Below are 21,089 nucleotides of genomic sequence, written 5' to 3' on the forward strand. Positions count from 1 at the left end.
AAGCACAGTATGATGTTACAAGAAAAATATCATACTGATGCTCAGCAACACGGATAGTCCATGCAACGCATCACCATCACCATCGAGGATGATCTGCTCGCGGAGATCGACGCCGCCGCCGAGGCGCGCGGCTATCAGAACCGCTCCGAGATCATCCGCGACCTCGCGCGCGCCGGTCTGCAGCAGAGCACGGAGGAAGCGCCGTCAGGCCAATGCGTCGCGGCGCTGGTCTATGTCTACGACCACGCCGCGCGCGATCTGTCGAAGCGGCTGGTGCAGAATTTCCACGGCCATCACAACCTGTCGCTGGCGACACTGCATGTCCATCTCGACGACGACAGCTGCATGGAGGTGACGGCGCTGAAAGGCCCGAGCGGCGAGGTTCGCCATCTCGCCGACCACATCATCGCTGAGCGCGGCGTGCGCTACGGCCGCGTCGTGATGATCCCGACCGTCCCAGACAAGAAGCCGCGCAAGCGGGGTCATGGGCACACGCATGATTGAGGCTGCATTGTTTCGTAGCCCGGATGAAGCGTAGCGCAATCCGGGATCTTGCGCCCGCGAACGAAGCGTCCCGGATTGCGCTTCGCTCCATCCGGGCTACGGGTCTCCTTACGCCGCCCTGGTGCCGCGCGGCAGGCCGGCGCGGGCGAGGCCGCCATAGAGCTGCTCGTTCGGCATCTCTGATTTCAGGATCGCGCGCACCTCGACCAGGCGATCGAGATCGATGCCGGTCGGAAATCCCTTGCTCTCGCACAGGAAGACGAGGTCTTCGAACACGACATTGCCGGTCGCGCCCGGCGCGAACGGGCAGCCGCCGAGGCCGCCAAGCGAGCCGTCGAGCACGCGGGCACCTTCATCGAGCGCAGCGGACGCGTTCGCGATGCCCATGCCGCGGGTGTCGTGCAAATGCACGCAGACCGGCCTGGAGCCGGCGATCTTCACCGCGCCGCGTGTCAATTCGCCGACCGCCTTCGGCCCGGCATAGCCGACGGTATCGGCGATCGCGACCATGTCGACCCCGACCTCGTAGAGCTCCTCGGTGAGGCGCAGCACCTCCTTCGGATCGACCGCGCCGACGATCGAGCAGCCCAGCCCCATCGAGATCGCGGCATTGACCAGCGGCTTGTGCGCAGATGCGTCACGCAGCTCGCAGAGGCGCTTGATGTTCTCGATCGCCGACTCGCGCGAGCGGTTGGCATTGGCCTGGCTATGCTCCTCCGTCGCCGACACTACCGAGGCGATCTCGGCGACGCCAGACGCCAGCGCCTCGTTGACGCCGCGCTCGTTCAGCGCCAGCGCGACGCCATGCGCGCCGGGCAGCGATGCGATTGTGGCGACGACGTCGCGGACATCGACGAATTGCGGGAAGGTTTTCGCCGGCAGGAACGAGCCGACTTCGAAATGCCGGACGCCGGCGGCATATTCGTCGCGCACCCAGCGCTGCTTCGCCTCGGTCGATGGGAACGTCTTCACCAGTTGCAGGCCGTCGCGCAGACCGACCTCGCGCAGGCTCACTCTGTCGTTGGGATAGATATCGTGGACACGGGTCATGTCAGCCTCACGCGGCGTTTCCGGTTGATGAGATCTTCCGTTGGGCGAGCTCGGCGCGCACCGCATCGGTATCGACGCCGAGCACCGGCACTGTCAGGCCTTCGCCGATATTGTGGCCGTTCCACTCAACCGGCAGCGCGGGGACGCGGAACGGCTTGCCGTCGGCGTTGACATTGTTGACCAGTCCGCCGGGCCGCAGCACATGCGGATCCCTGAGCAGATCCTCGGGCCGGTTGATCGGCGAGAAACAGATATTGAGCGCGTCGAGCCGCGCGGAAAGGTCGGCCACGTTCCAGCCTTTGATTACCTCGGCCACGCGCGGAAGGATCCGGTCGCGCGCCATGATGCGGTCGGTGGTGGAGCGCAGCGTCGGATCGTCGGCGAGCTCCGCCAGACCGAACTCGCGGCAGAAGTTCTGCCAATGGCCTTCGGTGACGACGCCGATGAAGATGCGGTCGCCGCCGGCGGCGTCGAAGATGTCGTAGATCGGCCAGGCATGCTCGCGCTCCGGCATCGAGCGCGGCTTGCGCCCGGTCATCTCGTACTCGACCATGTGCTGGGCGACCAGGAACAGGCAGTTCTCGAACAGACCGATGCGGATGTCGGCGCCGTTCCCGTTGCCGCCCCGCTTCTGGTAGAGCGCGGCAAGGATCGAGATCACCCCGAACATGCCGCCCATGATGTCGTTGGCGGAAGAGCCGACGCGCTGCGGCTTGTCGCGCGTGCCGGTCATCGTTGCGAGTCCCGACATCATCTGCACGACCTCGTCGAGCGCCGGGCGATGATCGTAAGGTCCGGAGAGAAAGCCCTTGTGGCCGGCGATGATCAGGTGCGGATATTTCGCACGCAACTCATCTGCGCCGAGCCCCTGCTTGTCGAGCTGGCCGTCGCGAAAATTCTCCAGAAACACGTCGGCGCCGGCGAGCAGCTGGTGCATCGTGTCGCGATCGTCCGCCTTGGCGAGATCGAGCACGACGCTGCGCTTGCCACGGTTGAACAGCGGGAAGAACGAGACGCCCATGCCGCCGAGCGAGCGGGTCTTGTCACCTGCGGGGGGTTCGACCTTGATCACCTCGGCGCCGAGCTGCGCCAGGATCATGCCGCAGGTCGGCCCCATCACCATGTGGGTCATCTCGACGACCCTCACGCCTTCCAGCGGCAGTCCGCTCCCGGTCATCGGTTTCTCCGTGCTCGTTGCGCTCGTTTTGAGTGGTTTGGCGCAGGTTAGGCTTCCGCACGCTATCTGAAAAATATAATCTGTCGAATAGTGCATTCGTCGTTCTAGAACGCTGAGCCAGCATGGATTCGCGCCAGCTTCGTTACTTCATCGCGGTCTACGAGCAGCGCAACCTGTCGCGGGCCGCAGATCAGGCCAATGTCGCGCAATCCGCGCTCAGCCACCACATCGCCAATCTGGAAGCGGAATTCGCCACGCCGCTGTTCGAGCGCAAGCCGCGCGGCATGGAACCGACCGCGGCGGGCGAGCGGCTCTATGAACATGCCCGCATCATCCTGCGCGCGATGGCGGCGGCCGAGCGCGAGATCAAGGACGGCGGCAGCGCGATCGCCGGCGACATCTCGATCGGCATGGCCAATTCGGCGATGAAGGCGATCGGCGTGCCGCTGATGCGGACCGTGCTGACGAAATATCCCAACCTGAAGCTGTCGCTGACCGAGAGCCTGTCGGGTGCGACGCTGCTGCATCTGATGAGCTCCGAGGTCGATCTCGCGCTGGTCTACAACCCGCCCTCGGAAAAGGACCTGATCGCCGAGCCCGTGCTGGAGGAGCAGATGTTCTGCGTCGGCACCGAGAAGCTGATCGGCAAGAAGGCACCAATCAGCTTCGAGGAGGTCGCGCAGCTGCCGCTGATCCTGTTGCGGCATGGGCTGTCGGCGCGTGCGCTGCTGGACGATCCGGTGCCGCTGAAGCGGCTGGAAGCCAACGCAATCATGCACCTCAATTCCACCAGCGGTATGATCGGCGCGTTGACCGCGGGCCTCGGCTGCACGATCGCGACGACGCATTTCGTCAAGGAGCCGTTGAAGGCCCGGCTGCTGGTCGCCCGCGAGGTGGTCGAACCGAAGCTGACCCGCACGCTTTATCTCTGCCGCTTGCGCAACCGCCCGATGACCTACGTCATGGAGGAAATGTGCCGGCTGATCCGCGCCCTGATCGCAGACCAGGTGGGCCGTGGCGACTGGGAGGCGACGCTTCTGATCTAGAATCGCGCGTGTCGGATAGCCCCATCGAAAATATCGAACGATCCCTTCGATATGTTCGTCTGGATTTCTGGCTCCCGGCTGCCAAACATGGCCGAACCGGTACGCCTTCCCAAGAAAGGCTGCCGCCAGCGCACCTGGGGAGGAGCGGAATGAGCGCCGTCGATGTCGGCTCTGCGATCGATCTTGCCACGACGACAAGCAGGCCCGACGAGATCTCGCGACGGCTCGAGGCGCTGCCTGCGTCCGGTTATGTCTGGCGGCTGGTGATCCTGCTCTCGCTCGGCGGCTGCTTTGAGATCTACGACCTGTTCTTCACAGGTTACATCGCGCCGGGCCTCGCCCGCAGCGGGCTGATGACCACGACGACGCAGGCCTTCTTCGGCTTTTCCGGGATCGGCGCCTTCGTCGCGGCGACCTTTGCCGGCCTGTTCATCGGCACCTTCTGCCTCGGCTTTCTCGCCGATCACTACGGGCGCAAGGCCGTCTTCACATATTCGCTGCTGTTCTACAGCGCGGCGTCGGTGATCATGGCGTGCCAGACCACACCGGGCGGCCTGCTGCTATGGCGCTTCATCGCCGGAATCGGGATCGGCATCGAGGTCATCACCATCGATGCCTACATCACCGAGCTGGTGCCGAGCTGGATGCGCGGCCGGGCGTTTGCGATCAACCAGGCGGTGATGCTGTCGGCAGTCCCGATCGTCGCCGCACTGTCGTGGTGGCTGGTGCCGCTCTCGCCCCACGGCATCGACGGCTGGCGCTGGGTGGTGCTGATCGGCGCCGCCGCCAGCATGATCATCTGGGTCCTGCGGCTCTACGTGCCGGAAAGCCCACTCTGGCTTGCCCGCCACGGCCGTGCAGCCGAGGCCGAAAAAATCATGCGGACCCTCGAGGCCGCATCAGGCACCACGACACCGCGACCTGCCTCAACGGCTACGACCATGCCGGCACGCGCGGCGATCGAAACCGGCTATGCCGACCTGTTCCGGCCGCCTTATGCTTCGCTCGTCGTGCTCTTCATGATCTTCAACCTGTGCCAGGCGTTCGGCGTCTACGGCTTCTCCAACTGGGTTCCGGCGCTGCTGGTCGAGAAGGGCATCAACGTCACCAAGAGCCTGCAATATTCCTTCATCATCGCGGTCGCCTATCCGCTGGCGCCGCTGCTGGCCGCAACCTTCGCCGACCGCCTCGAACGCAAATGGATCATTTGCGGCGCGGCCGCAGCGATCTCGGTGTTCGGCCTCGCCTTCGCGCAGCTCACCGAACCGGTGCTGCTGATTGCGAGCGGCGTGCTGGTGACCGGCGCCAACATGACGCTGTCCTACGCCTATCATGCCTACCAGACCGAGGTGTTCCCGACCGCGATCCGGGCCCGCGCGGCGGCCCTCGTCTATTCGATGAGCCGGCTCAGCGCGACCTTCTCCGGCTTCATCGTGGCGTTCATGTTGAAGGAGGCCGGCGTCATCGGGGTGTTCGGCCTGATCACCGCCGCGATGGTGATCGTGATCATTGCCATTGGTGTCTGGGGACCCCACGTCCGCGGCAAGCCGCTCGACGCCTAGAACCTTTCGGCACTTGCCGAAGCCATAATGGGTGGCTACCTCTCGCACGTCCACTTGCCAGAGGTAACCCGGTCGTGTTCGACGCCGCCGTCAAGGCGCTTTCGCAAATCCTGTCGCCGCCGATGCGCAGCATCCTGTGGCGCTCGATCGGGCTTGCGCTGGTGCTGATCACCGTGCTGGCAATCGGATTGCAGCGGCTGCTGAGCTGGCTTGCCGATGCCGGCGAGGTCTGGGCAGAAGGCATGCTCGGCCCCAATTTCCATTCCACGCTGCATGTGCTGTCCTGGATCATCTCGATCTCGGCCGGCCTCGGCGTCGTGCTCGGTGGCATCTTCCTGATGCCCGCGATCACCTCGCTGGTGGCCAGCCTGTTCGTCGACGATGTCGCCGACCATGTCGAGCGCGAGCATTATCCGGCCGACCATCCCGGCGTGGCGCTGCCGGTCACGCTCGCGACCATCGAGGGTATCAAGACGGCGCTGCTGACCATCCTGGTCTATCTGGTCGCCCTGCCGTTCGTGCTGTTCGCGGGCGCGGGCTTCATCATCTTCTTCATCGCGACCGCGTGGCTGCTCGGCCGCGAATATTTCGAGCTCGTGGCGATGCGGTTCCGCTCGCCTGATGACGCCAAGGCGATGCGCAAGGAGAATGCGGCGACCGTGTTCACCGCCGGCCTGTTCATCGCGGCCTTCGTCTCGATCCCGATCGTCAATCTGGCGACGCCATTGTTCGGCATGGCCTTCATGGTGCACATGTACAAGCGGCTGTCAGGCCCGCGCCGCGAATTGATCGAGCCGGACCGGCGTCAGGGAATCTCGATGCGGTGATCGGCGCGGTGAGGTCGACTCCAGACCGATCCTGCGCATCACATTCTTCACGAAGCCAGGCGGCACATGCGCGCGTGATCAAAGGCGGCCAGGAGCCGTCAATGCTCAGACGGTCTTCTCCGGCCACCGGCAGAGATCATTGATCAGACATACTTCGCAGCGCGGCCCGCGGGCGAGGCAGGTATAACGGCCATGCAGGATCAGCCAGTGATGGGCGTGCAGCATGAACTCGGTCGGGATCACCTTCTCCAACCCGAGCTCGACCTCGAGCGGCGTCTTGCCGGGCGCCAGACCGGTGCGGTTGCCGACGCGAAAGACATGGGTGTCGACCGCCATCGTGCGCTCACCGAACGCCATGTTGAGCACGACATTCGCGGTCTTGCGGCCGGCACCGGGCAATGATTCGATTTCGGCGCGGGTGCGCGGCACCTCGCTGCCGAATTCGGCAATCAGCTTTTCGGACAGCGCGATGACATTCCTGGCCTTGTTGCGATAGAGCCCGATGGTCTTGATGTAGTCGCGCAGCCTGTCTTCGCCGAGCTCAACCATCTTCTCCGGCGTGTCGGCGACCTCAAACAGCGGCCGGGTTGCCTTGTTGACGCCGGCATCGGTCGCCTGCGCCGACAGCACCACCGCAACCAGCAGCGTGTAGGGGTTGAGATGTTCGAGCTCGCCCTTCGGCTCCGGATTGGCTTTGCGGAACCGGTCGAAGACCTCGTAGACCTCCTCCGCCGTCCATGGCTTTGGCTTGGCGACCTTCCTGGCGGCCTTGGTCGCCGGCTTCTTTGCCGCGCGTTTGGACAGCGGCTTTGCCGCTTTCGCGGCCTTCTTCTTGGGCGCGGACCGAACGCTTGGCGTGCTGACGCGTTGTGAGCGGATGATTTTGGCCATGAACGGGATATACTGATACGTCATGACCGCAGGCAACGACTTTGATCCGGGCGATGACCTCGGGACCAATGACCTCGAGGCGGATGCGCTTGAGGGGGAGCCCAAGCTGTTCTCGGCGCTGCTGACGCCGCACCGCTCGCTGAACCGCACCGGCTTCATCGTGCTGATGTCGCTCGTCACCGTGATCAGCTTCATCGCCGGTGTGGTGTTCTGGTGGCTCGGCGCCTGGCCGATCTTCGGTTTCTTCGGCCTCGACGTGCTGGTGATCTACTGGGCGTTCAAGGTCAATTTTCGTACCGCCAAGGCGAGCGAGGAGATCACCGTGACGCCGTCGGAACTGAGGATCCGCCGGGTCAGCCACCGCGGCCATGTCGCGGAATGGGTGCTCAATCCGCTCTGGGTCCGGTTCGAGCAGATCGCGCATGAGGAGTTCGGCATCGAGCGGCTTTACCTGGTGTCCCGGGGCCGCCGGGTCAGCGTCGGCAGTTTCTTGAGCCCAGACGAAAAGGCGAGCTTTTCCAAAGCCTTGACTGCCGCATTGAATACCGCGAAACGCGGGCCCACCTACAATCCAATTGCTTGATCGAGCTCATTTTTGAGCATGATCTTGCCGGAAAACCGGTCCCACTCCTCCGGATCGTGCTTGTCGGAAATCGGGTGGTTTGGACGCGCCATGGCTCCTAAATCAGACACCATGATGACACTCGCGATACATGACCAGCGCCTGGCCAAGCCGGGCTTTCAGAGCGCCGCCCTGCGCGACTACGACTCGGTGCGGCGCGCCATCGCGTTCATCTCGGAGCATTGGCGCACGCAGCCGACCATCGAAGCGATGGCCGATGCCGCCGCCGTCACGCCGGATGAACTGCACCATCTGTTCCGCCGCTGGGCCGGGCTGACGCCGAAGGCTTTCATGCAGGCGCTGACGCTCGATCACGCCAAGAACCTGTTGCGCGATTCCGCCAGCGTGCTCGACGCGGCACTCGACTCCGGTCTCTCGGGCCCGGGACGGCTGCACGATCTGTTCGTCACCCACGAGGCGATGTCGCCGGGCGAATGGAAGACCGGCGGCGGCGGCATGACCCTGCGCTACGGCTTCCACCCGTCGCCGTTCGGCACCGCGATCGTGATCGCAACCGATCGCGGACTCGCGGGACTGGCCTTCGCCGATTCCGGCGGCGAGCAGACCGCGTTCGCCGACATGAAGCGGCGCTGGCCGAACGCGACTTATGTCGAGGACACCGACGGCACCACCGCATTGGCCCAGCGCGTGTTCGACACGAAGCTGTGGCGGGCGGACCAGCCGCTGCGCGTCGTGCTGATCGGCACCGACTTCGAGGTGCGGGTCTGGGAGACGCTGCTCAAGATCCCGATGGGCCGCGCGGTGAGCTATTCCGACATTGCTTGCAAGATCAGCAATCCAAAGGCCTCGCGCGCCGTCGGCGCCGCGGTCGGCCGCAACCCGGTGTCGTTTGTGGTGCCCTGCCATCGCGCACTCGGCAAGAGCGGTGCGCTGACTGGCTATCACTGGGGCGTCACCCGCAAGCAGGCGATGCTCGGCTGGGAAGCCGGCCAGGTCGGATTGCATTAATGCGGACCCGCTCTTTCACCGTCACCTTGAAGAGCGCGCTCTTGCGCGCGTCTCGAAGGGTCGACGGCCACGAGCGGGGCCGATTCATCCGTCGAGACGCGCTTCGCGCTCCTCAGGATGACGGATCACACGATGCCTACCCCGCCAGATCGACCTTCGATGCAACGGTCGAATCGGCGTTGAGCCGATAGACCACCGGCGCGCCGGTCGCGAGCTCGCGCTTGAGGATCTGCTCCGGGGTCAGCTTCTCCAGCACCATGATCAGCGCGCGCAGCGAATTGCCGTGGGCGGCGATCAGGGTGCGCTGGCCGCGCAGCACACCGGGCAGGATCTCCTGGACGTAATAGGGCAGCGTGCGCGCCAGCGTGTCCTTCAGGCTTTCGCCGCCGGGCGGCGGCACGTCGTAGGAACGGCGCCAGATCAGGACCTGATCCTCGCCCCACTTCTTGCGGGCGTCGTCCTTGTTGAGGCCGGAGAGATCGCCGTAATCGCGTTCGTTGAGCGCGAGATTCTTCGTCGTCGGCAGTCCGGTCTGGCCGATCTGCTCCAGCATCAGCTTCAGCGTGTGCTGCGCGCGGGTGAGATCGGAGGTGAAGGCGACATCGAACGACAGGCCCTGCGCCTTCAGCTTGCGGCCGGCGTCGTTGGCCTCGGCGATGCCCTGCTCGGTGAGATCGGGGTCCTTCCATCCGGTGAACAGATTCTTCAGATTCCATTCACTCTGGCCGTGACGAACGAGCACAAGAAGACGATCACTCATTTCAGATTCCGTTTTCGCTTGGCTGGATTTGATCTCGTCGAGCGGTCTCAGTCGCTCAGGCCGAGGACATCGGACATCGAATACATGGCGGGCTTCTTGCCATGCGCCCACAGCGCCGCCTTCAGCGCACCCTGCGCGAACAGCGCGCGATCCTCGGCATGGTGTGACAGCGTGATGCGCTCCGAGGGCCCGGCGAAGATCACGCTGTGATCGCCGGCCGCGGTGCCGCCGCGCAACGAGGCAAAGCCGATATCGCCCGCACGCCGCGCGCCGGTCAGGCCATCGCGGCCGCGCGCCGAATGCTGATCGAGCGCGATCTTGCGGCCGGCGGCGGCGGCTTCGCCGAGCATCAGGGCCGTGCCCGACGGCGCGTCGATCTTGGATTTGTGATGCAGTTCGAGAATTTCGATGTCAAAGCTCTGGTCGAGCGACTGCGCGACGCGCTTGACCAGCGCGGCGAGCAGATTGACGCCGAGGCTCATATTGCCCGACTTCACCACGATGGCGCGATCGGTGACGCTGCGGATCACGGCATCGTCGGACGGCGACAGGCCGGTGGTACCGATGACATGGACAAGGCCGCGCTCGGCCGCGATCGCGACATTGGCGATGGTCGCGGCCGGCACGGTGAAATCCAGGATGCCGTCGGCGGCCGCCGACATCGACCACAGGTCGGCCGACAGCTTGACGTCGTTGGCGGGCAGGCCGGCGAGCATCCCGGCATCCTTGCCGAGCAGCTCCGAGCCCGGCGCTTCCAGGGCGCCGACCAGCACCGCCCCCGGGGTTTCGGAAATCACCCGCGTCAGCGTACGGCCCATTCGACCGCCAGCTCCCGCAACAATCAAACGCATGTCAGCCATGGCTCACCTCTCCAGGCGATATAGCGAGCCAGGGCTGTTCCGGCAACCGAACCGGCTGGCCCCGATCAGGGCTGCGGGCCGTCATAGCCCTCGATGATGATGAGGTCGGCAACCGAATGCGGCTGCCGCACCTTGATGTTGGCCTGGTATTCCGGCGAATTGTAGCAGGCCATCGCGGTCGCATAGTCGGGGAATTCGATCACGACGTTGCGCGAGCGGCTCTGGCCCTCGACGCAATTGAGCTGGCCGCCGCGCACCACGTAGCGGCCGCCGAACTTCTTGAAGATCGCAAGGTTGGCGATCGCGTAGGGCTTGTAGCCCTCGTCATTGTGAACGTCGACACGTCCGATCCAGTATCCCTTGGCCATCTCTGTTCTCCCTTGTTGTTGGTTCAGGCGAGCGCCTGGGCGATCTCGCCGTGAATGGCTTCGGCGGCCGCCTTCGGATCGGCGGCTTCCATCACCGGACGGCCGACCACCAGATAGTCGGCACCGGCGGCAATGGCGCGGGCCGGCGTCATGATGCGCTTCTGGTCGCCGGTCGCCGAGCCCGCCGGGCGGATGCCCGGGGTTACCAGATTCATCTGCGCGCCGACGATCTTTCGCAGCGCGGCGGCTTCCTCGGGCGAGCTGACGAGGCCGTCGACGCCGAGTGCCTGGGCCTGCCTGGCGCGCGCCTCGACCAGCTCGGAGACACTGAGGCGATAGCCTGCGGCATGAAGGTCTGCGTCGTCGTAGGAGGTCAGCACCGTCACCGCGAGGATTTTCAGGCTGGAGCCGGCACGGGCCTCGACCGCGGCCTTCATGGTCTGCGGATAGGCATGCACGGTGAGGAAGGTTGCGCCGAGACCGGCGACGCTTTCGACGCCGCGCGCGACCGTGTTGCCGATGTCGTGCATCTTCAGGTCAAGGAAGACCTTCTTGCCGCTGCCGGTAAGCTGCTTTGCGAGCGTAAGGCCGCCGGCGTAACCGAGCTGATAGCCGATCTTGTAGAAGGTGACGCTGTCGCCGAGCCTGTCGATCATCGTCTCGGCCGCAGCGACCGACGGCAAATCGAGCGCCGCAATCAACCGGTCTCTGGGTGCGATCTTGGCTGGCTGCATGTCACCTCACATCATGCGTTGAGAATGGTCGATCAGCTGCCGCACCAGCGCGCGCATCGCGTCGATATCGCCCTGGTGCTTCAGACGATCCATATCGTCATAGGCCTGCTCGGCGAATGACAGCGCGAGCTGGTTCGGGATCACGGTGGCGTGGCACGCCGACAGGATCAGGCGCAGCGCCGCCAATGCGCGCGTGCCGCCGAGCCGGTTGCCGGATGCGGCTGCGATCGCGAAGGCCCGGCCGTGGAACACCTGGCCGCGGGCTTCCTGCGGATCCTGCACGCGGCTGACCCAGTCGATGGTGTTCTTCACCAGCGCCGGCACCGAGGAATTATATTCGGGCGTCACGATCAGCACGCCATGATGGGCGCCGATCATCCGCTTCAGATTGACGGCATGCTGCGGCACGCCCGATTTGACCTGCAGGTCGCCGTCATAGATCGGCAACGGAAAATCGCCGAGCGAGATGCGACTGACGTCGGCGCCCAGCTGCGCCAATTCATGCGCCAGCACAGCCGCCAGCTTCGCATTGAGCGAGCCTGATCGCAGCGATCCCGGGATCACGAGGATTTTCAGCGCGGACATTTCGAAATCGCAGGTGGAAGGTGCACCCGGCGCGACGGCGCCGGCGAGCATTTTCCTTGAAAATGCTCTTAGCTAAGATTCTACGCGTATTCCATGCGCAAAACCGGTACCCACTTTTGCGGACTACGCGTCAGCCCTTGCGATACACCCAGACCCGCGCGGGCGGAAGGTTCATCCAGATCCGCTCGGAGGCCTCCGTGGATACGCCCGGCAGTGACTTCGGAATCGGGGGCGCCACCGAATAGGTGAACTGGACGAAGGGCGCGCCGGGCGCGAGCGCGAGGAAGGCGTCACGGATCAGCTTCAGGCGGGTCAGCATCGGCTTGGTGACCAGCGGCAGGCCGGAGACCACGGCAGAGGCCGGAGACTTCATCACGTCCCACAGCGTATCGCGCAGCCTGTAGGCGTCACCCTGGACCACCTTGGCCTGCGGATAGCGTTCGCGCAGCAGCGCGCAGAAGCCGGGATTGTATTCGACCAGCACGAGTCGCTTCTGGTCAACGCCGTGCTCGATCAGCGCGTTGGTGATCGCACCGGTGCCGGGTCCAAGCTCGACAACCGGCCCTTCCGCATCAGCATCGACATATTGCGCCATGGTGCGCGCAAGCAGCCGGCCGGACGGCATCACCGCGCCCATGTGCAGCGGCTTCTCGATCCATGAACGGAGAAAACGAACCTCGTCGTCGAGACGGAGGGGCTTCTTCGACGCACGCACGGACGATTGCAAAGGCATGTCGCTACCAGGCGGGGACCGCACAATCGAGCGGTTGTCAGAAAACAGTCATAAACACGTATAGATCGAAGCCGTTACGGTCAAGCAGAACGACTGCGGCTAGGCGGAGCGGCTTCCGAAGAAGTCCTTGACCTTAGAGAAGAAACCCGCAGCCTCCGGCTGGGTTGCGCCGGACGACAGTTTTTCGAACTCCATCAGCAATTCCTGCTGCTTCTTGGTCAGATTCTGCGGGGTTTCGACCACGACCTGGACATACATGTCACCGGTCTGGCGCGAGCGCAGCACCGGCATGCCTTTTGATGCAATGCGGAATCGTCGGCTCGACTGGGTGCCAGCCGGCACCTTCACCTTGGTCTTGCCCTTGTCGATGGTCGGCACCTCGAATTCGCCGCCGAGCGCTGCGGTCACCATCGAGATCGGCACGCGGCAGTGCAGGTCGGCGCCATCACGTTGGAAGAACTGGTGCGTGGTCAGCGACAGGAAGATGTAGAGGTCGCCGGGCGGTCCGCCGCGGACGCCGGCTTCGCCTTCGCCGGCGAGACGGATGCGGGTGCCGTCTTCGACTCCCGGTGGAATGTTGACCGACAGCGTGCGCTCGCGCGTCACCCGGCCGGAGCCGGCGCAGGACGCGCAGGCGTCCTCGATCATCTGGCCGCGGCCCTGACAGCCGGGGCAGGTCCGCTCCAGCGTGAAGAAGCCCTGGGCCTGCCGGATCCGGCCGGCGCCGCCGCAATGCGAGCAGGTCTTCGGCTTGGTGCCGGCCTTGGCGCCGGTGCCCGAGCAGGATTCGCAGGTGACCGAGACCGGGATCTCGATCTGCGCGGTCTTGCCCTGGAAGGCCTCCTCGAGCGTGATCTCCATGTTGTAGCGCAGATCGGCGCCGCGTTCGCGGCCGCCGCTGCGGCGCTGCCCGGCCATGCCGAACAGATCCTCGAAGATGTCGGAGAAGGATGAAGCGAAGCCGGCGCCGAAGCCGGGGCCGCCGCCACCCATGCCCTGTTCGAAGGCGGCGTGGCCGAAGCGGTCATAGGCGGCGCGCTTGTCGCCGTCCTTCAGCACCTCGTAGGCTTCGTTGATTTCCTTGAACCGGACCTCGCTGGTGGCGTCGCCAGGATTCCTGTCCGGATGCCACTTCATTGCGAGCTTGCGGAAAGCCGATTTCAGCTTGGTCTCGTCCGCGTTCCGATCGACCTCGAGAGTCTCGTAGTAGCAGCGCTTGGTCGACATCCTTCAATTCCGTCCGAAGTTCGTGGCCATCGCCCAGGACCAGGTCTGCAAGAACTGCGCCTGCAAGGATTGCGGCTGTCTCGAAGATGCAGCGATCGCCTTAAAGAAAAATGACCCCCACTCCTCCGAGACGCCTGGCGTGCTCATTGGTGTGAGGGTCATGATCGCAAATCCGCTTAGGCAGACTTCTTGCTGTTCTTGTCGTCGTCGACCTCGGTGAACTCCGCGTCGACAACGTCATCCTTGGCAGCGTCCTTGGCCGCATCGGCCTCGGCCTGCTGCTTGTACATGGCTTCGCCGAGCTTCATCGAAGCCTGCGCCAAGGTGTTGGTCTTGGCCTTGATCGCCTCGGCGTCATCGCCCTTCAGCGCTTCCTTGAGATCGCTGACGGCGTCCTCGATCGCCCGACGATCGGTGTCCGGGATCTTCGAGCCGTGTTCGGCCAGAGCCTTCTCGGTCGAATGAACCAGGCCGTCGGCATGGTTCTTGGCGTCGACGGCTTCGCGGCGCTTCTTGTCCTCGGCCGCGTTGGCCTCGGCGTCCTTGACCATCTTGTCGATGTCGGCTTCGGACAGACCGCCGGATGCCTGGATCCGGATCTGCTGTTCCTTGCCGGTCGCCTTGTCCTTGGCCGAGACGTTGACGATGCCGTTGGCGTCGATGTCGAAGGTCACCTCGATCTGCGGCATGCCGCGCGGAGCCGGCGGAATGCCCATCAGGTCGAACTGGCCGAGCATCTTGTTGTCGGCCGCCATCTCGCGCTCGCCCTGGAAGACCCGGATGGTGACGGCGCCCTGATTGTCTTCGGCGGTCGAGAACACCTGGCTCTTCTTGGTCGGGATCGTGGTGTTGCGGTCGATGATGCGGGTGAACACGCCGCCCAGCGTCTCGATGCCCAGCGACAGCGGGGTCACGTCGAGCAGCAGCACGTCCTTGACGTCGCCCTGCAGCACGCCTGCCTGGATCGCAGCACCGATCGCGACGACTTCGTCGGGATTGACGCCCTTGTGCGGCTCCTTGCCGAAGAACTGCTTCACGACTTCCTGGATCTTCGGCATGCGGGTCATGCCGCCGACCAGCACCACTTCGCCGATCTCACCGGCGGTCAGGCCGGCATCCTTCAGCGCCTTGCGGCACGGCTCGATGGTTTTCTCGACGAGGTCGGCCACCAGCGCCTCGAACTTGGCGCGGGTCAGCTTCATCGTCAGATGCTTCGGACCGGTCTGGTCCGCCGTGATGAACGGCAGGTTGATTTCGGTCTGCGTGGTCGACGACAGCTCGATCTTGGCCTTCTCCGCAGCTTCCTTCAGGCGCTGCAAAGCGAGCTTGTCGTTGCGCAGGTTGATGCCCTGCTCCTTCTGGAACTCGTCGGCGAGATAGCCGACCAGGCGCATGTCGAAATCTTCACCGCCGAGGAAGGTGTCGCCGTTGGTCGACTTCACCTCGAACACGCCGTCGCCGATCTCGAGGATCGAGACGTCGAAGGTGCCGCCGCCGAGGTCGTACACGGCGATCGTGCCGGACTTCGACTTGTCGAGACCGTAGGCGAGCGCGGCTGCGGTCGGCTCGTTGATGATGCGCAGCACTTCGAGGCCGGCGATCTTGCCGGCATCCTTGGTGGCCTGACGCTGCGCGTCGTTGAAATAAGCGGGAACCGTGATGACGGCCTGATCGACCTTCTGGCCGAGATGCGCCTCAGCGGTCTCCTTCATCTTCTGCAGGATGAAGGCCGAGACCTGCGAGGGCGAATAGGTCTTGCCATCGGCTTCGACCCAGGCGTCGCCGTTCGATGCCTTGACGATCTTGTAGGGGACGAGCTTCTTGTCCTTCTCGACCATCGGGTCGTCGTAGCGGCGGCCGATCAGGCGCTTCACCGCGAAGAACGTACGCTCGGGATTGGTCACCGCCTGGCGCTTCGCCGGCTGGCCGACGAGGCGCTCGCCATCGTCAGTGAAAGCAACGATCGACGGCGTCGTTCGCATGCCCTCGGCATTCTCGATCACCTTGGCGTTCTTGCCATCCATTACGGCGACGCACGAATTCGTGGTGCCGAGGTCGATCCCAATGACCTTACCCATGGTTTTGATATCCTCTTTGCTACGGCAGGTTGGTTGGGCCCTGACGGCGCTCCGTACCGAACCCCCAGACGTTCACATACTCGCGATATTGCGACGGTGAGCCTGATATAGGAGAGAGGGTCCTGCCCGCAAGGACTGGACGCAACGTTGAAGCCTGAAAAGACTGACGTTTGAAAGATTGTGTCAGCCCGGCTGCGGCGGCGGTTCAAGGCCCGAGGCAACCGCCGGCCAAGTTAACAAATCGGCAATGATGCCCCCGCCATCGGCCGCGAATCTCCGTAACGCGACGTCTGCGCTGTTGAGTGAACGCTCACAAACGTCGTATGCGAGAGCCGCGCACGGGTCGAGGGCGCGCCGTTTGGCCGCTGGCCTCCATTCTTGGAAACGTCGGGAAACTGGAAAGTGCCTGCCGATCAGGGCGAAAAGCCCATGGAATCGGGCCTGCGGGCCCGGAGCGGAGATTTGGTGGCCTGTTGCAGGGTCATCAAAACCGCTAAAAGCGGTCCGACTGAAAGAGGCCATCCAGCCCTGCACCGGCCCCGTTGCGCGGCCCTCAAGCAAAACCGGTAGATTCCCCATGACGCCTTTTCGAGTTCTCGTTGCGGTTGCCTTGCTGATTGCCGCCACCTGTCGTGGCTCTGCCGCCGACGTGGTGTTTCCGCCGGGCGCACATGTCGGGATGAAACCACTGGTGGGCCTCGTCCGCGCCAAGTCGTTCATCGGCTTCGAGACCGAAGACCAGGGCGTCAAGGTCCTGATCGCCGACCTGCCCGCGGACGCCTACAACGAGGTCGTGACCGCTTTCAAGACCAACCCCGCCGGCACCGGAAACATCAAGCCCGAAAGCCTCGAGACGCCGGCCGGCCTCGCCTATTACACCGTGGAGAGCGCGCGCGACGGCGCCAGCAATGTGCGGCGCTATTCCATGATCCTGCCGGGGCCGACCTTCTCCGGCTATGTCGCGGTGCAGGTGCCGGAGAATGCGAGCAAGATCTACACCGACGACGCGGTGCGGCAGATGTTCGCCACCGCCCAGATCCGCAATGAGGTGCCGGTCGACGAGCAGCTCGGCATGATGCCGTTCAAGGTCAGCGAACTCTCAGGTTTCAAGAATGTCCGCATGTTGGCGCCGGGCGCGGCGCTATTGATCGCCGACGGCGACGAGAAGGGTCTCGAGACCAAGCCGTTCATGCTGCTCGGCATCATCGGCTCGGCCCCGGCCACGCCAGACGATCGCGGCCGTTTCGCCCAGCAGATCGCCACCACGATCCCCGGCGTGCGCGACGGGCGGATCACCATGTCCGAGCCGATCCGGATCGACGGCCAGCCCGGCTTCGAGACCCGGATCGACGCCGTCAGCGGCAAGGACAACACCCCGGTGACCATCGTGCAGTGGCTGCGGTTCGGCGCGCAAACGTCGATGCGCGTCATCGGCAGCTCGCCGCGCACCGACTGGGAGACCGCCTTCCCGCGCTTCCGCGCGGTGCGCGACGGCATCCAGCCGCGCGGCTGATCCGGTCTTCGCGAAGATTCGGACTTCCGCAGGTCGCCGAACGGAACTAGCCTCCTCGCGCTGTAATCACACAAAGCGAGGAGGGGCACGATGTTGGATCGACGACGGATCGTTGCAGGCCTTGGCGCGATGGCGCTCGCGAGCCTGGTTCCCAAGAGCCTCTGGGCGGCTGCGATCAAGCCCGACGACGGCTCTGCACTGCTCGTGATCGACGTCCAGAACTGCTTCCTGCCCGGCGGCAGCCTCGCGGTGAAGGACGGCGAGCAGGTGGTGCCGGTCATCAACAGGATCGCCAAGAGCTTTGCCAATGTGGTGATGACGCAGGACTGGCACACGCCCGGACACGTCTCGTTTGCCTCGGTCCATGAAGGCAAGAAACCGTTCGAGGTCATCGACCTCGCCTATGGCAAGCAGGTGCTGTGGCCCGACCACTGCGTGCAGGGCACCGACGGCGCCTCGCTGTCGAAGGAGCTCGCGATCCCGCAGGCCGAGCTGATCATCCGCAAGGGCTTTCACAAGGACGTCGACAGCTACTCCGCCTTCACCGAGGCTGACGGCAAGACCACAACGGGGCTCGCCGCCTATCTGAAGGCACGCAACGTCGAGCGGCTCTTCGTGGCCGGGCTTGCCACCGATTTCTGCGTGGCATGGACCGCGCTCGATGCGCGCAAGGCCGGCTTCGAAACCTACGTGGTGGAGGACGCCTGCCGCGGCATCGACACGCAGGGATCGCTGGCCAAGGCCTGGGACGACATGGCCAAGGCCGGCGTCAAGCGCATCCAGTCGTCGGATATCGCGTAAGGCGCAGAAGTCCTGCGGCTCAGACCGTGATGTCGGCGCTCGGGGCGGGCTTGGCACCGCCCTTGGAGACGCCGACCAGCGCCGGACGCAGGATGCGCTCGCCGATCATGTAGCCGGCCTGCACGACCTGCACCACGGTGCCCGACGGCACCGACGCATCAGGCACCTCGAACATCGCCTGCTGGAAGTTCGGATCGAACTTCTCGCCGATCGGATCGAACTTCTTCACGCCGTTCTTTTCCAGCGCGTTGAGCAGCGAACGCTCGGTCAGCTCGACGCCTTCGAGCAGTGCCTTCAGGCCGGGATCGGCGGTTTCCTTGGTCTCGGCCGGCACCGCATCGAGCGCGCGCTGCAGATTGTCGGCGATATCGAGCACATCGCGGGCAAAGCCAGTGATGCCATAGGTCTTGGCGTCGGCCACCTCGCGTCGCGTGCGCTGCCGGAGATTCTCCATCTCGGCCAGCGTGCGCAGCGTGCGATCCTTCGCCTCGGCGAGTTCCTTGGCCAGCGCCTCCGCCGACCCGACCTCGGGATCGTCCGGCATGATGTAGGGCTTCGAGACCACGGGCTCACCCGTCGGCGCCGAATTCTCGGTGTTGTCGTTGGCCCGGTTCGGATCGGTCATGGCGTGCCTTCTCGAAAACTCGCGTCGGTTCAAATCTTGGGGATTGCTGCCCGGGATATCGTGCTTTAGGCGGCGAAAATCAAGCGCAACATACCGGTTTCGGGAACAGGGACTTCCGACCTCGGCGAACAAAACCCGTCAAATGAAAGCGAAATCCGCTTCGATCAGCCGCCCAGCATCTTGCTGACGATGCGCGCCGCGTAATCGACGGTCGGGATCACCCGCGCATAGTTCAGCCGCGTCGGCCCGATCACGCCGAGCACGCCGACGATCCGGCCCTGGGCATCGCCATAGGGCGCGATGATGGTCGAGGAACCTGACAGCGAGAATAGCTTGTTCTCCGAGCCGATGAAGATCCGCACGCCCTCGCCGCGCTCGGCGCGTCCGAGCAGATCGATCACGCCGCGCTTGGTTTCGAGATCGTCGAACAGCGACTTGATGCGCTCGAGATCGTCCAACGCATGCAGATCCTCGAGCAGATTGGCATGACCGCGCACGATCAGCTGACGGTCCTCGCTCTCGCCGCCGGACCAGCTTGCGATGCCGGCCGCGACCACCTTTTGCGTGAGCTGATCGAGCTCGGCGCGGTTCTGCGTCAATGCGGTCTCGAGCTCGAGCCGCGCCTCAGCCAGCGTGCGGCCGCGGATCCGCGCATTGAGGAAATTGGTCGCCTCCGTCAGTGCCGAGGATGGAACACCCGGCGGCAGCGCCAGCACCCGGTTCTCGACCTGGCCGTCTTCGCCGACCAGCACGACCAGCGCCTTCTCCGGTTCCAGCCGGACGAATTCGATGTGCTTCAGGCGCGCATTCGACTTCTGCGTCAGTACCACGGCGGCGGCACGGGTCAGCCCCGACAGCCGCGTCAGCGCTTCGCCAAGCGCGGCCTCGACGGACTGCGCCCGGCCGACCGCGGCCAGCTGGGTCTGGATCGATTGGCGCTCGGCCTCGGTGAGGTCGCCGACCTGCATCAGGGCGTCGACGAAGAAACGCAGGCCGAGTTCGGTCGGCAACCGGCCCGCCGAGGTGTGCGGCGCATAGATCAGGCCGAGCTGCTCGAGATCCGACATCACATTGCGGACCGAGGCCGGCGACAGCGGTAACGCGATCAGGCGCGAGATGTTGCGCGAGCCGACCGGCTCGCCGGTCGCGAGGTAGCTTTCGACGATTTGACGAAAAATGTCGCGCGAACGCTCGTTGAGCTGGGCAAGCCCGGCATGCGGCGCGATCAGGCCGATCGGATCGTGGTGAGTCACACTCCAGTCCCTCACAATTGCTGCCTAATTTGTCGATCCCGAGGGCCGGTGACAAGCATGCAATCGGCCCTCTCGTACCGGACCCTTTTGGGGCCGAAACCCCTGCCAAAACCCTTGCCGCTGCCCCTTCCCCCTCCTACAAGCAGCGCAGCCATTTCTCTCGGATTTTTGGAGGATTTCATGCGGCCAAGCCGCCGTGCGCCCGATGAACTGCGTCCCGTGTCGCTGGAACGCGGCGTCGTCAAATATGCCGAGGGTTCCTGCATGGTGAAGTTCGGCGACACCCATGTGCTGGTGACCGCCACTCTGGAAGAGCGCTTGCCGCCGTGGTTGAAGGGCCAGGGCCGTGGCTGGGTCACCGCCGAATACGGCATGCTGCCGCGCGCCACCCTGGAACGCACCCGCCGCGAGGCCTCCGCCGGCAAGCAGGGCGGCCGCACCGTCGAGATCCAGCGGCTGATCGGCCGCTCGCTGCGCGCCGCCATCGATCTCGAGGCGCTGGGCGAGCGCCAGATCACGGTCGATTGCGACGTCATCCAGGCCGATGGCGGCACCCGCACCGCCTCGATCACCGGTGCCTGGGTGGCACTGGCCGACTGCATCAACTGGATGAAGACCCGTAACATGCTGAAGAGCAACGTGTTGCGCGACAATGTGGCGGCGATCTCCTGCGGCATCTACCAAGGCACGCCGGTGCTCGATCTCGACTATGCCGAGGATTCCGAGGCCGAAACCGACGCCAATTTCGTCATGACCGGCGACGGTCGCATCATCGAGGTGCAGGGCACCGCGGAGAAGACGCCGTTCACCCAGGACGAATTCCTGGCCCTGATGGCGCTGGCGCGCAAAGGTGTCGCGCGTCTGGTCGACTTGCAAAAGATCGCGGTGGCGTAGTCAGATTGGC

23 protein-coding genes are annotated in these 21,089 nt (G+C 64.6%); 9 read left to right on the plus strand and 14 right to left on the minus strand.

Translation table 11 applies throughout. The features are described 5' to 3' along the window. Nucleotides 1-60 precede the first annotated feature (60 nt). Nucleotides 61-504: a nickel-responsive transcriptional regulator NikR gene (gene nikR / locus ACVINW_RS10960; RefSeq protein ID WP_456751305.1), complete on the plus strand. Its 444-nt coding sequence runs from the start codon at nt 61-63 to the stop codon at nt 502-504. 108 nt (nt 505-612) lie between these two features. On the opposite strand, the gene ACVINW_RS10965 is transcribed toward nikR, so the two are convergent. Continuing rightward, complete coding sequence (locus tag ACVINW_RS10965) at nt 613-1,554, minus strand: hydroxymethylglutaryl-CoA lyase (protein WP_456751306.1); 942 nt, start codon at nt 1,552-1,554, stop codon at nt 613-615. Nucleotides 1,555-1,561: 7 nt separating this feature from the next. Continuing rightward, a complete protein-coding gene (locus tag ACVINW_RS10970) occupies nt 1,562-2,731 on the minus strand; it encodes a CaiB/BaiF CoA transferase family protein (protein ID WP_456751307.1) in 1,170 nt (389 codons plus the stop codon). A gap of 122 nt (nt 2,732-2,853) precedes the next feature. On the opposite strand from ACVINW_RS10970, the gene ACVINW_RS10975 reads away from it, so the two are divergent. From ACVINW_RS10975 to ACVINW_RS10985, 3 genes are all read left to right on the plus strand, one after another. Then, nucleotides 2,854-3,777, plus strand: coding sequence for a LysR family transcriptional regulator (locus tag ACVINW_RS10975; RefSeq protein ID WP_456751308.1), 924 nt, complete (start codon nt 2,854-2,856; stop codon nt 3,775-3,777). Nucleotides 3,778-3,926: 149 nt separating this feature from the next. Further along, entirely contained in the window at nt 3,927-5,339 is a 1,413-nt protein-coding gene (locus tag ACVINW_RS10980) for an MFS transporter (RefSeq protein ID WP_456751309.1), read from the plus strand. A 74-nt stretch (nt 5,340-5,413) separates the two neighbouring features. After that, a complete protein-coding gene (locus ACVINW_RS10985; protein WP_456751310.1) occupies nt 5,414-6,166 on the plus strand; it encodes a sulfate transporter family protein in 753 nt (250 codons plus the stop codon). Between the two features lie 105 nt (nt 6,167-6,271). Here ACVINW_RS10985 and nth read toward each other — a convergent pair whose 3' ends face one another. After that, entirely contained in the window at nt 6,272-7,057 is a 786-nt protein-coding gene (nth, locus tag ACVINW_RS10990) for an endonuclease III (protein WP_456751311.1), read from the minus strand. A 22-nt stretch (nt 7,058-7,079) separates the two neighbouring features. Here nth and ACVINW_RS10995 point away from each other — a divergent pair, with 22 nt between their 5' ends. After that, nucleotides 7,080-7,640, plus strand: coding sequence for a DUF2244 domain-containing protein (locus ACVINW_RS10995; protein WP_456751312.1), 561 nt, complete (start codon nt 7,080-7,082; stop codon nt 7,638-7,640). Here the strand turns inward: ACVINW_RS10995 and ACVINW_RS11000 are convergent. Next, entirely contained in the window at nt 7,622-7,753 is a 132-nt protein-coding gene (locus ACVINW_RS11000) for a hypothetical protein (protein WP_456756605.1), read from the minus strand. The two genes, ACVINW_RS10995 and ACVINW_RS11000, sit on opposite strands and share 19 nt — an antisense overlap. Between ACVINW_RS11000 and ACVINW_RS11005 the strand changes: the two genes are divergently transcribed. Next, nucleotides 7,752-8,648: a methylated-DNA--[protein]-cysteine S-methyltransferase gene (locus tag ACVINW_RS11005; RefSeq protein ID WP_456756366.1), complete on the plus strand. Its 897-nt coding sequence runs from the start codon at nt 7,752-7,754 to the stop codon at nt 8,646-8,648. The two genes, ACVINW_RS11000 and ACVINW_RS11005, sit on opposite strands and share 2 nt — an antisense overlap. A 136-nt stretch (nt 8,649-8,784) precedes the next feature. On the opposite strand, the gene ACVINW_RS11010 is transcribed toward ACVINW_RS11005, so the two are convergent. From ACVINW_RS11010 to dnaK, 8 genes are all read right to left on the minus strand, one after another. Continuing rightward, a complete protein-coding gene (locus tag ACVINW_RS11010; RefSeq protein ID WP_456751313.1) occupies nt 8,785-9,408 on the minus strand; it encodes a 2,3-bisphosphoglycerate-dependent phosphoglycerate mutase in 624 nt (207 codons plus the stop codon). A 47-nt stretch (nt 9,409-9,455) separates the two neighbouring features. Continuing rightward, entirely contained in the window at nt 9,456-10,268 is an 813-nt protein-coding gene (dapB, locus tag ACVINW_RS11015) for a 4-hydroxy-tetrahydrodipicolinate reductase (protein ID WP_456751314.1), read from the minus strand. Between the two features lie 65 nt (nt 10,269-10,333). Then, entirely contained in the window at nt 10,334-10,636 is a 303-nt protein-coding gene (locus ACVINW_RS11020) for a DUF1330 domain-containing protein (protein ID WP_456751315.1), read from the minus strand. A gap of 23 nt (nt 10,637-10,659) precedes the next feature. Beyond that, nucleotides 10,660-11,370, minus strand: coding sequence for an orotidine-5'-phosphate decarboxylase (pyrF, locus tag ACVINW_RS11025; protein ID WP_456751316.1), 711 nt, complete (start codon nt 11,368-11,370; stop codon nt 10,660-10,662). 6 nt (nt 11,371-11,376) lie between these two features. Further along, nucleotides 11,377-11,955, minus strand: a complete 579-nt coding sequence (locus ACVINW_RS11030; RefSeq protein ID WP_456751317.1) for an NADPH-dependent FMN reductase — start codon at nt 11,953-11,955, stop codon at nt 11,377-11,379. A gap of 130 nt (nt 11,956-12,085) precedes the next feature. After that, nucleotides 12,086-12,688: a class I SAM-dependent methyltransferase gene (locus tag ACVINW_RS11035; protein ID WP_021078192.1), complete on the minus strand. Its 603-nt coding sequence runs from the start codon at nt 12,686-12,688 to the stop codon at nt 12,086-12,088. Nucleotides 12,689-12,787: 99 nt separating this feature from the next. Then, nucleotides 12,788-13,915: a molecular chaperone DnaJ gene (gene dnaJ / locus ACVINW_RS11040; RefSeq protein WP_456751318.1), complete on the minus strand. Its 1,128-nt coding sequence runs from the start codon at nt 13,913-13,915 to the stop codon at nt 12,788-12,790. A 176-nt stretch (nt 13,916-14,091) separates the two neighbouring features. Continuing rightward, a complete protein-coding gene (gene dnaK / locus ACVINW_RS11045; RefSeq protein ID WP_456751319.1) occupies nt 14,092-15,993 on the minus strand; it encodes a molecular chaperone DnaK in 1,902 nt (633 codons plus the stop codon). Nucleotides 15,994-16,570: 577 nt separating this feature from the next. On the opposite strand from dnaK, the gene ACVINW_RS11050 reads away from it, so the two are divergent. Both ACVINW_RS11050 and pncA read left to right on the plus strand, forming a co-directional pair. Beyond that, complete coding sequence (locus tag ACVINW_RS11050; protein WP_456751320.1) at nt 16,571-17,506, plus strand: hypothetical protein; 936 nt, start codon at nt 16,571-16,573, stop codon at nt 17,504-17,506. A 90-nt stretch (nt 17,507-17,596) separates the two neighbouring features. After that, nucleotides 17,597-18,307: a bifunctional nicotinamidase/pyrazinamidase gene (pncA, locus tag ACVINW_RS11055; RefSeq protein WP_456751321.1), complete on the plus strand. Its 711-nt coding sequence runs from the start codon at nt 17,597-17,599 to the stop codon at nt 18,305-18,307. A gap of 19 nt (nt 18,308-18,326) precedes the next feature. Here the strand turns inward: pncA and grpE are convergent, their stop codons facing one another. Together grpE and hrcA are read right to left on the minus strand one after the other, a co-directional pair. Further along, on the minus strand, nt 18,327-18,932 hold the full coding sequence (gene grpE / locus ACVINW_RS11060) for a nucleotide exchange factor GrpE (protein WP_456751322.1): 606 nt from the start codon (nt 18,930-18,932) through the stop codon (nt 18,327-18,329). Between the two features lie 164 nt (nt 18,933-19,096). Next, nucleotides 19,097-20,185: a heat-inducible transcriptional repressor HrcA gene (hrcA, locus tag ACVINW_RS11065; protein WP_021078184.1), complete on the minus strand. Its 1,089-nt coding sequence runs from the start codon at nt 20,183-20,185 to the stop codon at nt 19,097-19,099. Between the two features lie 180 nt (nt 20,186-20,365). On the opposite strand from hrcA, the gene rph reads away from it, so the two are divergent. Beyond that, nucleotides 20,366-21,079 carry a ribonuclease PH gene (gene rph / locus ACVINW_RS11070; protein WP_456751323.1) on the plus strand — a complete coding sequence of 238 codons (714 nt, stop codon included), beginning with the start codon at nt 20,366-20,368 and terminating at the stop codon, nt 21,077-21,079. The last annotated feature ends 10 nt before the right edge of the window (nt 21,080-21,089 follow it).

Source organism: Bradyrhizobium sp. USDA 4461 (assembly GCF_054055655.1).

What these genes read in the sequence shown, in the direction of transcription:
- ACVINW_RS10980 (WP_456751309.1), top strand. Translation starts at nt 3,927, where the DNA reads ATGAGCGCCGTCGATGTCGGCTCTGCGATCGATCTTGCCACGACGACA.
- dapB (WP_456751314.1), bottom strand. Translation starts at nt 10,268, where the DNA reads ATGGCTGACATGCGTTTGATTGTTGCGGGAGCTGGCGGTCGAATGGGC.
- ACVINW_RS10970 (WP_456751307.1), bottom strand. Translation starts at nt 2,731, where the DNA reads ATGACCGGGAGCGGACTGCCGCTGGAAGGCGTGAGGGTCGTCGAGATG.
- ACVINW_RS10965 (WP_456751306.1), bottom strand. Translation starts at nt 1,554, where the DNA reads ATGACCCGTGTCCACGATATCTATCCCAACGACAGAGTGAGCCTGCGC.
- ACVINW_RS10975 (WP_456751308.1), top strand. Translation starts at nt 2,854, where the DNA reads ATGGATTCGCGCCAGCTTCGTTACTTCATCGCGGTCTACGAGCAGCGC.
- dnaK (WP_456751319.1), bottom strand. Translation starts at nt 15,993, where the DNA reads ATGGGTAAGGTCATTGGGATCGACCTCGGCACCACGAATTCGTGCGTC.
- nikR (WP_456751305.1), top strand. Translation starts at nt 61, where the DNA reads ATGCAACGCATCACCATCACCATCGAGGATGATCTGCTCGCGGAGATC.
- ACVINW_RS10995 (WP_456751312.1), top strand. Translation starts at nt 7,080, where the DNA reads ATGACCGCAGGCAACGACTTTGATCCGGGCGATGACCTCGGGACCAAT.
- pyrF (WP_456751316.1), bottom strand. Translation starts at nt 11,370, where the DNA reads ATGCAGCCAGCCAAGATCGCACCCAGAGACCGGTTGATTGCGGCGCTC.
- ACVINW_RS11035 (WP_021078192.1), bottom strand. Translation starts at nt 12,688, where the DNA reads ATGCCTTTGCAATCGTCCGTGCGTGCGTCGAAGAAGCCCCTCCGTCTC.
- nth (WP_456751311.1), bottom strand. Translation starts at nt 7,057, where the DNA reads ATGGCCAAAATCATCCGCTCACAACGCGTCAGCACGCCAAGCGTTCGG.
- pncA (WP_456751321.1), top strand. Translation starts at nt 17,597, where the DNA reads ATGTTGGATCGACGACGGATCGTTGCAGGCCTTGGCGCGATGGCGCTC.
- ACVINW_RS11000 (WP_456756605.1), bottom strand. Translation starts at nt 7,753, where the DNA reads ATGGTGTCTGATTTAGGAGCCATGGCGCGTCCAAACCACCCGATTTCC.
- dnaJ (WP_456751318.1), bottom strand. Translation starts at nt 13,915, where the DNA reads ATGTCGACCAAGCGCTGCTACTACGAGACTCTCGAGGTCGATCGGAAC.
- ACVINW_RS11010 (WP_456751313.1), bottom strand. Translation starts at nt 9,408, where the DNA reads ATGAGTGATCGTCTTCTTGTGCTCGTTCGTCACGGCCAGAGTGAATGG.
- ACVINW_RS11030 (WP_456751317.1), bottom strand. Translation starts at nt 11,955, where the DNA reads ATGTCCGCGCTGAAAATCCTCGTGATCCCGGGATCGCTGCGATCAGGC.
- ACVINW_RS11020 (WP_456751315.1), bottom strand. Translation starts at nt 10,636, where the DNA reads ATGGCCAAGGGATACTGGATCGGACGTGTCGACGTTCACAATGACGAG.
- ACVINW_RS11005 (WP_456756366.1), top strand. Translation starts at nt 7,752, where the DNA reads ATGATGACACTCGCGATACATGACCAGCGCCTGGCCAAGCCGGGCTTT.
- rph (WP_456751323.1), top strand. Translation starts at nt 20,366, where the DNA reads ATGCGGCCAAGCCGCCGTGCGCCCGATGAACTGCGTCCCGTGTCGCTG.
- grpE (WP_456751322.1), bottom strand. Translation starts at nt 18,932, where the DNA reads ATGACCGATCCGAACCGGGCCAACGACAACACCGAGAATTCGGCGCCG.
- ACVINW_RS11050 (WP_456751320.1), top strand. Translation starts at nt 16,571, where the DNA reads ATGACGCCTTTTCGAGTTCTCGTTGCGGTTGCCTTGCTGATTGCCGCC.